At 42.4% G+C, this 12,816-nt stretch carries 10 protein-coding genes and 1 tRNA gene; 7 read left to right on the top strand and 4 right to left on the bottom strand.

Annotation, left to right across the window (positions count from 1 at the left end; translation table 11 throughout):
• Window positions 1-105: 105 nt before the first annotated feature.
• Entirely contained in the window at window positions 106-1,095 is a 990-nt protein-coding gene (locus RMY64_RS36100) for a TniQ family protein (RefSeq protein ID WP_322702612.1), read from the bottom strand.
• A gap of 50 nt (window positions 1,096-1,145) precedes the next feature.
• Window positions 1,146-1,406, bottom strand: a complete 261-nt coding sequence (locus tag RMY64_RS36095; protein WP_322702611.1) for a helix-turn-helix transcriptional regulator — start codon at window positions 1,404-1,406, stop codon at window positions 1,146-1,148.
• 173 nt (window positions 1,407-1,579) lie between these two features.
• On the opposite strand from RMY64_RS36095, the gene RMY64_RS36090 reads away from it, so the two are divergent.
• Genes RMY64_RS36090 through RMY64_RS36080 form a run of 3 tightly spaced genes read left to right on the top strand, consistent with a single transcriptional unit; the run spans window position 1,580 to window position 6,808 of the window.
• Window positions 1,580-4,282 carry a TnsA endonuclease N-terminal domain-containing protein gene (locus RMY64_RS36090; RefSeq protein WP_322702610.1) on the top strand — a complete coding sequence of 901 codons (2,703 nt, stop codon included), beginning with the start codon at window positions 1,580-1,582 and terminating at the stop codon, window positions 4,280-4,282.
• The gene (locus RMY64_RS36085; RefSeq protein ID WP_322702609.1) at window positions 4,279-5,430 is read left to right on the top strand and encodes an ATP-binding protein; all 1,152 of its coding nucleotides are present in this window, start codon (window positions 4,279-4,281) and stop codon (window positions 5,428-5,430) included. Before RMY64_RS36090 ends, RMY64_RS36085 begins: the two co-directional genes overlap by 4 nt.
• Window positions 5,420-6,808, top strand: a complete 1,389-nt coding sequence (locus RMY64_RS36080) for a TniQ family protein (protein ID WP_322702608.1) — start codon at window positions 5,420-5,422, stop codon at window positions 6,806-6,808. The genes RMY64_RS36085 and RMY64_RS36080 overlap by 11 nt, the downstream gene beginning before the upstream one ends.
• A gap of 140 nt (window positions 6,809-6,948) precedes the next feature.
• Here RMY64_RS36080 and RMY64_RS36075 read toward each other — a convergent pair.
• Window positions 6,949-7,021 (bottom strand) — tRNA-Val (locus RMY64_RS36075).
• A 112-nt stretch (window positions 7,022-7,133) separates the two neighbouring features.
• Here RMY64_RS36075 and RMY64_RS36070 point away from each other — a divergent pair.
• From RMY64_RS36070 to RMY64_RS36060, 3 genes are read left to right on the top strand one after another with little or no spacing between them, the layout of a single operon-like run.
• Window positions 7,134-7,721: a metal-binding protein gene (locus tag RMY64_RS36070; RefSeq protein ID WP_322702607.1), complete on the top strand. Its 588-nt coding sequence runs from the start codon at window positions 7,134-7,136 to the stop codon at window positions 7,719-7,721.
• 51 nt (window positions 7,722-7,772) lie between these two features.
• Window positions 7,773-8,597, top strand: coding sequence for a nucleoside triphosphate pyrophosphohydrolase (gene mazG / locus RMY64_RS36065; protein WP_322702606.1), 825 nt, complete (start codon window positions 7,773-7,775; stop codon window positions 8,595-8,597).
• A gap of 24 nt (window positions 8,598-8,621) precedes the next feature.
• Window positions 8,622-8,792 carry a hypothetical protein gene (locus tag RMY64_RS36060; protein WP_322702605.1) on the top strand — a complete coding sequence of 57 codons (171 nt, stop codon included), beginning with the start codon at window positions 8,622-8,624 and terminating at the stop codon, window positions 8,790-8,792.
• 45 nt (window positions 8,793-8,837) lie between these two features.
• Here the strand turns inward: RMY64_RS36060 and RMY64_RS36055 are convergent, their stop codons facing one another.
• Complete coding sequence (locus RMY64_RS36055) at window positions 8,838-10,028, bottom strand: transporter substrate-binding domain-containing protein (protein WP_322702603.1); 1,191 nt, start codon at window positions 10,026-10,028, stop codon at window positions 8,838-8,840.
• A gap of 409 nt (window positions 10,029-10,437) precedes the next feature.
• On the opposite strand from RMY64_RS36055, the gene RMY64_RS36050 reads away from it, so the two are divergent.
• Window positions 10,438-12,732, top strand: coding sequence for an ATP-binding protein (locus RMY64_RS36050; protein WP_322702602.1), 2,295 nt, complete (start codon window positions 10,438-10,440; stop codon window positions 12,730-12,732).
• Window positions 12,733-12,816: the final 84 nt, after the last annotated feature.

The following is a 12,816-nucleotide window of genomic DNA, read 5'->3' as shown; positions in this document are numbered from 1 at the left end:
AGTATAGAGAAATACCCGTGTTTCCATGATTCATCCCGCATTTATGCAACGCCGAGAAAGTGAAAGATGGAGAGTAGAAAAGACGCATTACTACTTACCAAACTTCTACAACTTTAATTCCAGACTAAAATTCCTGAATAATATCTTGCCCAATTCCTGAAAATCTGACCCAAACAAGTGGGATAGACTAATCTTCGCATTCTCACACACAGGAATAATCAACTTCACCAAATGATAAGGTTGACTTTGATTTGTTATTGAGGCTCTTCTCAAAGATTCTATGATTCTCCCTAAATCTCCTAATAACTGCAAATCTTTTCCAATTGCTTGTTCAAATACAAACAAAATTAATTGTAATTTTCGGGTTAACTCGATGGGGATGGGTTCATATCCTAATTGGGGAGTAAGTGCAATTAATTCGCTAATTCCTTGAATATTAACTCGATATTTCTCTATATCCTCTTCGCTTTTAACTTCCTGTCCCAACCACCCGTAACAACGAGAACAAAATCCCGCAGGCGAAAACTTAGCCATCACAGGTAAACGCGAACCACAATGAGGACATTCTTCTATTAATCGCTGTTTGTGAATCAAACAAAATTCTACATCCTTAAATGACCATAATAATGGTTCATAGATAGTTTTGTTCTCCTGCATCCACTCTTCCCAACAACAAGGACACCAAGCGCGGTAGTTCCGAAATAACCCCTTGTCATAAATCATTCCTTTCCAGCTTAAAAGGGTCAAGAAACGTAAATCCTGACGCATTGTCAACTCTTCTAAGACAGTGACTAACTTTCCTGCCATTTCTCGCATTCCGTTAATAGCTGGTTTAGCATCGCTATTTCCCAATAGGTGACTTAGATTTTTTGACAATAGCTCAGATTTATCCTCATCTTTGAGAATAAGTGGCGCAATTTCTCCCATAACGAGCTTCTGAGAGGTTAAACAATGCGCCTGCGCTAAACGATGGAGATAGCTACTAAGACTTTCTGCATAGGGAGTTCCCACTGCCACAGGTTCAAGAGAAAATAACCGACTCCGTTGAGGAATTTCTGGAGGTTTTAGGTTCCAATGTTCTGAGTAAATAGTCATCCCTCTGGGATTAACCTAAAGGCTAGTATTTTAGTTTTAACAGTCAAATTTCAGGAATTAGTTTCCGATTCACTCTTAACCTCGATGCCGTAATTAACAAAGAGATAAGAGACAGGTATCTCCAAAGCCGCCGCTAACTTAACAATATTTTTTAACGAAGGGTTACGCTCTCCAGTTTCGATTCCTGAGATGTAGTTGCGATGAAGCCCTGACCTTTCAGCCAGTTCTTCTTGGGATAAATCTAGCTCTCGCCTTCGCCGCCTAATCGCTCTGCCAAAGCGGTACTCAATACTGTAGTGTTTCTGCGTCACAAAACAATACTGAACTAGTATCGCCGTTAAATCCATCTACTATCAGTGGATTTTTGCACACTATAAATGTTATAAAGTTAAGTACTATAACATCAGACAAGCAAGTTCTTAACTTTATGATCTTATTTTGATAGATTCGTAAAATAAAGCGCAAAGTGCTTACTAAGGACTATATGAAAGAGCAATTTGAACAATGGGTTGCTCGCCTTCAAATATCCGAGGCAGGGCAAAAAATTATTGAGAAAGTTCGCTCATCTGAGCCATCCCGCCGCGTTGGTGGCGGTAGTAAGAATGTTTCGGGACGCTACCCTAGTCGCAAGATGGGAGTCACGATTCAATTTGAGTCTCATCGGGTTGAACTGCCAATTATCTATCAGTTAGAACACGATGAAGATGTTCTAGAATTCTACGATCAACCACCGCAAATTAAACTTGACTATCAAGCAAGTAACGGACGTAGATTAGGCGTTTTACACACCCCAGATTTCTTTGTCATCCGAACCAATTCGGCTGGTTGGGAAGAGTGTAAAACTGAGCAGGATTTGAAAAAGCTAGCAGAGAAAAGCCCCAATCGTTACTTTTACTCTGAAGAAGATAATCAATGGCATTGCCCGCCAGGAGAATTCTATGCTAACCAGTTTGAGCTTTATTACCGCATTCGTTCAGATCGCGAAATCAATTGGGTTCTGCAACGTAATCTGCAATTTTTAGAAGATTATTACCGAGCCGAATTCCTAGCAGTGGAAGAAGCGATCGCTCAATCATTACTTGCAGTTGTGTCATCTCAACCAGGAATCACTTTAGCAGAATTACTCAATCAGTCAACAGGAGCTAAATCTGACGATATCTACACCTTAATTATTCAAGAGCAAATCTATATTGATTTAAATGCTTCACCACTTGCTGAACCAGAAAGATGTCTAATCTTCCGTGACGAACAAACTGCTAGTGCTTATAGATTAATGGTTGAGCAACCAAATGTAAGTCTTCCGGCTATCTCTCCTGTAGTCAATATTGTTACTGGAGCAACTGTTAGTTGGGACGGCAAAGGTTTAAATATCATCCATGTTGGGGAAACAGAGGTTATACTTGGCGCAGAAAATAATCAGTTAATTGAACTCAAAAAAGCTATATTTGAGAATCTGGTTCGCCAAGGAAAAATCACAGGTCTCCAAACACCAGAAAAAGCAGCTATTAGCACCGAATCTTGGCAGCGATTTTATCAAGCTAGTCCTGAAGACAAAGCAGAAGCTCTTGAACGCTACAGAACTATCGAACCTTACTTAAAGGGCCATCCCCCAGAAAACGAAACAATACCAGCCCGTACCATTCGTCACTGGAAAGCTAAATATCTAACTGCAATTCAAAAATACGGTTGCGGCTACATTGGGCTTTTGTCCCATCGCAGTGTCAAAGGTAATCGTCAGCGCAAGCTGCCCGAAGACACCTTAGCAATTATGGAGAAGTTTATTTTAGAAGACTATGAAACTCTTAAACAAAAAAGAATGTGGGAGGTTCACGCGGCTTTAGTTCGAGCTTGTGAACAAGCTGGTGTAATTGCTCCGAGCTATAAAGCATTTACCAAAGAAGTACAACGCCGGACTGGTTACGAACAGACTAAAAAACGCCAAGGTCGTCGTGCCGCTTATCAGCATGAATCCTTCTATTGGGAGCTTGCTATAACTACCCCAAGACACGGCGATCGCCCTTTTGAAATTGGGCATATAGATCATACTGAGTTAGATGTAGAGCTAGTTTGCTCTGATACAGGTCGCAATCTTGGCAGACCTTGGGCAACATTTCTCGTAGATGCTTACTCACGGCGATTGCTGGCAGTTTACATAACGTTTGACTCACCCTCATATCGTTCTTGCTTAATGGTGCTAAGAATTTGTGTCAAGCGTCACGGCAGGCTTCCCCAAATTGTAGTGGTAGATAACGGTGCAGAGTTTCACAGCGTTTATTTTGAAACACTACTAGCTACTTTTGAATGTACAAAAAAGCAAAGACCCCCAGCCAAAGCTCGTTTTGGTTCGGTTTGCGAACGTCTATTTGGAACTTCCAATACTCAATTTGTCCATAACTTACTTGGTAATACACAAATAACTCGTAATGTCCGCCAAGTTACCAAGTCAGTTAACCCTAAAAATCAAGCCGTATGGACACTTGGTTTACTTTATGAATACCTTTGTGCTTGGGCTTACGAAGTTTATGATACAGACGAACATCCGGCACTTTTCCAGAGTCCGAGGGATGCGTTTGCTGCGGGTATGGCGATTGGAGGCAGTCGGGTTCACCGCATGATTTCTTACGATGAAAACTTTCAGATTCTTACCCTACCTACAACCTCAGAGGGAAAAGCAAAAGTTCAAGTTGGACGTGGTGTAAAAATTAACTCAATCTACTACTGGTCTAATAGTTTCCGCGACCCCCAAATTGAAAATACCTCTGTGCAGATAAGATACGACCCGTTTAATATTGGTATCGCTTACGCCTTTGTTCGAGGACAGTGGGTACAGTGTATCTCTCAATATTATGCAGAACTCCAAGGTCGTTCAGAAAAAGAATTGAAGTTAGCTAGTATCGAGTTACGCAAACGCTCTTCAAATCATACACAACAATCTAAAGTTTCGGCTAAGAATTTAGCAGAATTTTTAGCATCGGTAGAAGCTCAAGAAGCTCTATTAGAACAGCGTTCCTATGATGCAGAAGTTAAAGAAGTCTTTAGAGTAATTGAGGGTGGAAAAGCGACAACAAGCCGTAACGAACAACCAAAACTTATTCAAGTTACTTTTGCCAATACCGATTCTCAAGCGGATGAAGATGAAGCGATCATCCCAGAGACACTTGTAGTTTACGAGGAGTTTTCATTATGACACAAACTACTGGATTTCCGCTTGAACTCCTCAAACAACCTGCTTCAGAAAGGCTGGCACACTTTGAGAATTACACCGCAGGACATCCTCGACTTCAAGAAGTCGGTGAAATTCTTATGCGAACAATTGCCGAACCCGCAGGAGCTTCATTTATCTTTGTTTATGGCCCTAGCGGTATCGGTAAAACAACTTTGCGACTCCGCGCTGAAGAGAAATTAACAGAACTAGCATTACCTAAACTGGAAAGCGATCGCGCTCATGTTCCTGTTATTGGTATTGAAGCTATAGCCCCAGAATCGAGATACTTCAACTGGAAAGAATACTACACACGCGCCTTAATTGCCTTGGAAGAACCATTAATCGATCACAAGTTTGATTACGGTGTGCGTGGTATCTCTCGCAATAATTTTGGCAAAATTAATGTTGAGTCGAAAGTAGTTGCACCTGCTCTACGCAGAGCTTTAGAAAATGCTCTCATCCATCGTCATCCAGACGTATTTTTTGTAGATGAAGCACAACATTTTGGTAAGGTAGCAAGCGGATACAAGCTACAAGATCAATTAGACTGTCTCAAATCTTTAGCAAATATGACAGGCATCTTGCACTGTCTATTAGGAACATACGAACTGCTTACATTCCGTAATTTGAGCGGTCAACTCTCACGTCGTAGTGTTGATATTCATTTCCGCCGTTATTGTGCTGATAGTCCAGAAGATGTACAGGCTTTTAAGAGTGTGTTGTTAACTTTTCAACAGCATATGCCACTAGCAGAAACTCCAAATTTAGTTGATCATTGGGAATATTTTTACGAACGTACTTTAGGATGTGTTGGCACACTGAAAGATTGGCTAACACGCGCTCTTAAAGATGCTCTAGATCGAGAAGCAACAACAGTCACTCTCAAAGATTTACAAAAATGTGCTTTGTCGGTTGCTCAGTGTCAGAAAATGTTCAAGGAAATTCAAGAGGGTGAACAACAATTATCTGAAACAGAAGCAGATGTGCAAAACTTACGCTCTGCATTAGGACTTGGCGCAAAACCAATTGTGCTACCCGAAGAAACCCCAAAAACTACTCGTCCGCCAGGAAAGGTTGGCAAACGCAAACCTACAAGAGATCCCATCGGAGTGCAGCAAGATGTTAGCTAGTGTATTAGAAACATACGAATCTTGGAATTTAAAAAAGCCATTAATTCCACAACGTAGTCGCCTCTATCAACCTCAACCTGTAGGTCTTGGGACTCCTTACATAGAGAGTTTAACAGGTTATATTGCACGGATAGCAGAGTTGCATGGAGTTCTTCCAGGAGTCTTGATGACTAGAGAAATTGCTCCGCTTGTCAATAAAATATATTTCCAAAATGGAGCTAATCGAGGTTTTCGTGAAATATTCAACCGTAGTCAAGCGTTAAATGGCATGGGAGAGATGGCAGCAGATTTAGTTCAAGTGTTACAAAAATTGACGCTTAGAGATGACTTGCGTTTTTTAACCATGCTGTTTTGGTCTAACATTTTGACTCCACGCAATTTATTTCGCACCAACAAAGCTTGGTGTCCAATTTGTTATCAAGAGCGGCACCAAAATGGGCAGGTAGTTTATGAGCAATTGCTTTGGACAATCAACCTAATTACAATTTGCCCTCAGCATCAAAAACCCTTGGTTGATCTTTGCCCTCACTGCAATCATAAATCACCTTTATTAAACTGGCGTTCAAGACCTGGTTACTGTTCAAAGTGTGGAGAGTGGTTAGGCGCAAATCAATGCCTTAAGACATTTACAGATGGTGAAGGCTCAATAAAATTACAGTTGGAGTGGCAGTATTGGACTGCTAATGTTGTAGGAGAGCTAATTTTAGCTGCTCAATGCTTTGAATCTGCCCCATCAAAAGAAAATATTACAAAATCATTAAATATAGTTATTGATAAAGTTGCGGAAAATAATGCAGCTGCATTTTCTCGTCTTATTGGAGTACCAAAAAATAGTTTGTGGATGTGGCAGTCTACTAAAACCTTGCCAGAGCTAAATACGCTTCTGAAAATTTGTTACGAATTAGAGATATCGTTGGTAGAATTTCTTACTCCAAAAAATCTAATTACTAAATATTTTACAAAAATCTCGCAGAACCACCTCCAACTTTCTCGCACACCAAGGGTATCTCCAAAATCTTTCGACCAATATCAAGTAAAAGATGCTTTATTAGCAATACTTGCAGGTAATGAAGAACCGCCACCAACAATGGAAGAAGTTGCAAAGCGTTTAGGTCATCATAACAGAACTATTTCTAGACACTTTCCAGATTTGTGTACTGCTATTTCTGCTAAATGTCGTAATTATAATAAAGCTTGCCGTCTCAAAAGCATAGAAAAACTTTGCAGCGAAGTTAGAGAGATTGTCCTTAGCCTTAATGCTCAGGGTGTGTATCCCACAGAAGGTCGCGTTTGTGAATTAATGCCAAATCCGGGGTGTTTTAGATATAAACAAGTCCGCGCTGCTTTTAATGATGCACGACGTGAGTTTGGTTTGTAAGCTGTTATATGTAAAACTAGAACAGCTTATATAACTGGAACCATAACCTTGCCACCCTTTATTGGAAGCATAAGCTTGCCGTTGCGGCAAAGTTATGGGTAAAGTCACATCTAAGCTGTCTCTAGCCTTAATTTACTTAATGGGCAGTACCAGACTCGAACTGATGACATCCTGCTTGTAAGGCAGGCGCTCTACCAACTGAGCTAACCGCCCGTTTGACTAATCCTTAACCAATATAGCAAAACATTTCGCATTGCGCTAGTAGTTTCAAGAAAATCTTTTTTTCTCTTATACTGACTCAGTATTGAGTCACTCAGGATTTAGGATGCCCTCTGGTCGGACGCACGATCGCATTACTATGTATGCTCTGCCGTTCGTGGCAAGCGTTACTTTCTGGCAGACTCGCAGTAGCAATGCAACTTTGTTGGTTGCAGGCGGGTTTCTCTTTGGCGGACTGATGTTTGGCCCCGATTTGGATATTTACTCTGTGCAATTCCAACGCTGGGGTTTCTTGCGCTGGATTTGGCTACCTTATCAAAAAAGTCTCCGACATCGTTCTTTTTTATCCCACGGGCCGATTATCGGCACGATTCTACGGATACTTTATCTGGGATGTTTGCTGGCAATTTTGGCAATTTTCGTTTTGGCGATCGCTCAAAGGTTATGGAATCTAAGTTTTAGTTGGCAAGATTTGGGACAAACTGTGGGGCGATCGCTCGTGCAATACGATACTGAATATATCGCCCTGTTTTTGGGGTTGGAACTCGGTGCAATGAGTCATTCTCTGAGCGATTGGGGGGGATCGGCTTATAAACGGTTTAAAAAGCAGGGGGTTCGGGGGCTGCTTCCTAGTGGCAAAATTAAGAAGCGGAAAGTGAGGGGTGGTAGCCGTCGGGCGAGAGTGAAGAAATAATTTTTTTAAACGCAAAGGAACGCTAAGGGAAGCGCAGAGGTACGCAGAGGTATGGAAAAGCAAGAAGAGATTTTGGGGGCGTTGCAGGAGTTGATTGAGGTGGTGGCGAAGTTGCGCGAGCCTGATGGTGGTTGTCCTTGGGATTTGGCTCAAACTGCGGAAACGCTCACGCCTTATGTGATTGAGGAAGCTTATGAGGTGGTGGATGCAATTAAGAGTGGGGATAAGGGTGCGATCGCAGAGGAGTTAGGCGATTTATTATTACAGGTGGTATTGCAAGCCCAAATCGCTAGTGAATCTGGGCAATTTTCTCTCAAGGAAATCGCTCAGGGGATTTCCCAAAAGTTGATTCGCCGTCATCCTCATGTGTTTGGTGATGTGTCGGTGGCCAGTGTGGATGAGGTGCGGCAAAATTGGGAACAAATCAAAGCTGCGGAAAAGGGCGAAGCATCTCCAGACGCGCAAAAATTTAGTGCTAAACTCGCTCGTTATGGACGTACTCTTCCCCCACTGACGGCGGCGATGAAAATTTCTCAAAAGGCTGCTGCGATCGGGTTTGAATGGGAAAATATTCAGGGTGTTTGGGATAAGTTTCATGAGGAGTTGGGAGAGTTTCAACAAGCTTTAGCTGAGGAAACACCCGAACGACAAGAAGCAGAATTAGGCGATTTACTATTTGCCGTGATTCAGTTAGCGCGTTGGCATAATCTTGACCCAAGCACCGCTTTGCAAGGCACAAATCAGCGCTTTGTCCAGCGATTAGAAAAAATGGAGGCGGTTGTTGACCGTCCCCTTTCTGATTACAGTTTGAATGAATTAGAAAACTTGTGGCAACAGGCAAAAGCTCAACTGGCGAAAGAAGGGGATAGGGAATAGGGAATAGGGGATTGGGCATGGGGCATGGGGCATTGGGGATTGGGGATTGGGCATGGGGCATTGGGCATTGGGCATTGGGCATTGGGCATTGGGTATGCAGAAGAGACAAAGGTAGACAAGGAAGAGGGAGAAGACTTGGGAGAGACTTGTTCAATAATTCCTCCTTGTCCCCCTGCTCCAACTCCTAACTCCTAACTCCTAACTCCTAACTCCTAACTCATTACTCCCCTGCTCCCCACTTCAAGATTTTTCAACGTCAAACCACTTATCATATAGCGATTGATAAGTGCCATTTTCTTTGAGACTCAGCAAAGCCTGATTAATTGGTTTGCGGTAGGGACTGTTGTTGGGCAGAATGATACCGTAGCTTTCTTCACGCAAGATACTGCCAACAATTTGTACCTTTCCTTTGCCTTCATTGGCAGCATAGAAGAGGAGTACAGGCGCATCAAACACTACGGCATCAGCTTTTTTTGTTTGCAGAGCATTGTAAGCTTGCTCAATCTTGGTAACTTCTAAAACTGAAATCTTATGTTCTCGTAGGTATGTGGCGGCTGTGCTACCCGCAGTTGTAGCCACTACCTTGCCGGGTAAATCGTCTATGCTCCTGATATCACCCTGAAGCTGTTGCACTGTCAAGGAGGTAGTAGCACTGGCTGTAAAGTAGGCAGCAAAAAGTACTCCGATGAACATCCAGATAATACCTACTAGGCGTCCCAGTACTCCCTTGGGCATCTCATCAGCTTGGGTTGCTAATGTGGCAGCTGACCACCAACAGGCTTTGAAAATGCCAGGAAAGTATGATTTGGGAATCATCCCATCTTTGTGATGACGCTCAGATAACCAAATAATGTGGGCTGCTACGATAATTAACACCAAGGCAACGCCTATTACTTGCAAAAGGCTACCGGAGAAAAACAATTGCAAAATATTTGGGAAGGCACTGTTGTTGCTTTCTGGGTTTCTCACCATAATTTGCAGCCCCCCAGCAAAAATAGGTAATGAAAAATCAAAGTTCTGCTCGCGTTCGGCTGTAATTGAGATGGCTGAAATTCCCAAGTTGGCTTTGCTTTCCTTAATAGCCGAAAGCAGTTGCGGCACTGTGGAATATTCTATAAATTTAGACTCTACACCTATTTGGTTAGCGATTTTGCGCCAGAGGTCGATACTGAATCCTGATAGCTCACCTTTGTTTGATAGCACAAAGGGCGGTATAACTCGTGTCGCTACTAATAAAGGTTGTTGGAGTTGTGGTTTTTGGGCCACTCCTGGGGACGCCATTAATAACAATGCCAGAATTCCACCTATTAATCCTATGCAGGTATACAGTGCTAAGGAACGCTTGATTTTGTTTTTCGGGTCATATCTGCCAATTAGGCGGTTTTTCCCAGCCATAAATTGGCGAAATCTACTAGCGATCGCATTTATCATCAAAATTCTCTCAGGGTTGTGTGCATAATCTATTTATCATGCCCACCCTATATCAAAGATCGCGTTCATCATCCCCCTAATACCAATTTTTTTCAGATTTACGGCTGGTAATGTTGCTGTAAGCATCAGTCCCCCTTAAGCTATAAAAACATTTGCTGAAATCTACCTAATATGTTTCTTGCTGTACAACACTGTAGGTAGATTTCTTGATGAATTGTTTATTTTAGGATGGTAGGTGGAGGTTGAAACAACTTTGTGTCTAACTCAATTTGTAGAACTCGCGTTGTCAAGACAAACCTCTATCTTTTGAGTAATAGTTTTGAGATCGGCTTTTGGCGTACATTTGGGTTTATAATTGCCAGATATTTTATCTAACATGCGCTTCTTAGTCTTTGCAAAGTGAGCAATTATGGATGTGGACGATTTTAGTCAACAATTAGAGACATTGCGCTCACGGGTAATCGGATTAGTGCAAAGGACTGGTAGTGAGCCATATTCACAGCAAGAGCTAACACTAGAAGCTTTTGAGGAACTGCAAATCACTTTGGAAGAACTAAAAATCGCTTCCGAGGAACTACAAGTAACACGAATCGTAATAGAGAAAGAGCGTCAGCGCTACCAAGAATTATTTGATTTTGCGCCTGATGGTTACTTGGTAACTGATACATTCGGCACTATCCTGGAAGCTAATCGTGCTGCTAGCATACACCTCAATGTTTTACAGCGATTTTTGATTGGCAAACCGCTACTTACTTTCATCGCCCAGCCAGATCATCAAGCTTTTTTTAATTACCTGACTCAGTTGCAGCAGCTCGACCGAGGTGGAGAATGGGAAGTGTGTTTACAACCACGAGAAAAAATCTGTTTTGATGTAGCTTTGACAGTAGTTACCGTTCGCAACGAAAAAGGTCAGGCAGTTGCTCTGCGCTGGCTAATGCGTGACATTAGCCAGCGTAAGCATTTAGAGTTGCAGCGCCAGCAATTATTTGCTAATGAGCAAGCCGCCCGAATTGCAGCCCAAGCCGCAGAAAAACGCTCTAATTTTTTAGCTGAAGCAAGTAGTGTATTGGCATCTTCCTTGGATTATCGCATTACCCTAACCAGCGTCGCGCAATTAGCAGTGCCTACTCTTGCCGATTGGTGTATTGTGGATGTCATCGAAGATAATTTGCCAGTCTTCACTAACCCAGTCATCGTTGCATCAGAACCAGCCAAGGAAGGATTGATCCGAGAACTTCAACAACGCTATCCAATTTCTATTGACGCTGATTACGGCCCACCGAAAGTTTTACGGACTGGTAAGCCGGAACTGGTTACAAAGATTCTTGAGTCTTCATTACAGAGAAAGTCCTCAAACGAAGAACATTTCAGTTTGCTGTGCCAACTCCAACTTAAGTCTCAGATGGTAGTACCATTGTTAGTACGCGATCGCAAGCTGGGGACAATTCTATTTGCCTCTGCACAACCAGAACGCCATTACACAACTGTAGACCTAGAAATGGCTGAAGAACTTGCTCAACGAGCAGCATTCGCCATTGAAAATGCCCAGCTTTATCAGCAAGCCCAAGAAGCTAACCGCATTAAGGAAGAGTTTTTAGCGATCGTTTCCCATGAACTTCGTACACCCCTCAATTCTATGCTGGGTTGGGTTCAACTAATACGTACTCGCAAATGGGATGAAGCAACTACCTCTAAGGCGTTGGAGATAATCGAGCGGAATGCCAAACTTCAAAGAAAACTGATTGAAGATATCCTGGATATCTCACGCATTGTACAAGGACAAATTCGCCTAAATATCCGTAAAATTGACCTTGTGCCGATAATTCAAGCGGCAATTGAAGCTGTACTTCCCACATCTGAAATTAAGGATATTCAAGTTGAATTTAATCTTGATTCTTCAGTTGGTCAAGTTATGGGCGATGCCGAACGCCTGCAACAAGTTGTCTGGAATTTGCTCTCTAATGCCGTCAAGTTTACACCTAACGGGGGGCGAGTTGAAGTACATCTGGAACAGGTAAACTCAAATGTCCAGATAACTGTCTCTGACACAGGTAAGGGAATTAGTACTGACTTTCTACCTTATATCTTTGAGCGTTTCCGTCAAGCTGATAGCACAACTACTAGAGCAGACAATGGTTTGGGGTTGGGGCTAGCAATTGTACACCATTTAGTAGAAATGCACTCAGGCAGAGTCTGCGCAGTTAGTGAAGGGGAAGGAAGGGGAGCAAAATTTACAGTGTTGTTGCCTCTGGTAGAACCGCAACCAGAACAGTTAATTAAAGAAAGTAAAGAAAATGTCGAAAATCTCTCAATACTCAACGGCTTGCAAATACTTGTTGTCGATGACAATGCCGATACGCAAGAGTTAATTGCCTTCATTCTTGAAAAGTCTGGAGGGCAGGTGACGGCAGTTAGCTCAGTAGGTGAAGCTCTAGAAGCACTAGAACGATTAAAACCAGATGTTCTAGTCAGTGATATCGGAATGCCAGATGAGGATGGTTATTCCCTGATTCGGAAAGTGCGGGCGCAGGAAACAGAGCAAGGGGAGAAGATTCTAGCTGTAGCACTAACGGCATTTGCTAGAGAAGAAGAACACAGCCTAGCTCTGGAAGCCGGATTCCAGGTTCATGTATCCAAGCCAATTGAGCCAGAAGAGTTGGTGAAAGTGGTAGCGAACCTGACCAAAAATAGCAAACAAGTTTAATGCACAATTAAGCTTTTGGTAACAAATGGGTACGCCGAAATAACAAATGAGTACGCCGAAATAACAAATGAGTACGCCGAAATA

The sequence above is a fragment of the Nostoc sp. DedQUE08 genome, from assembly GCF_034530895.1.
In the GTDB taxonomy this organism is placed as follows: Bacteria; Cyanobacteriota; Cyanobacteriia; order Cyanobacteriales; family Nostocaceae; genus Nostoc.
Note: the sequence above shows the minus strand (reverse complement) of the source record. Positions and strands in the feature narration are given on the sequence as shown.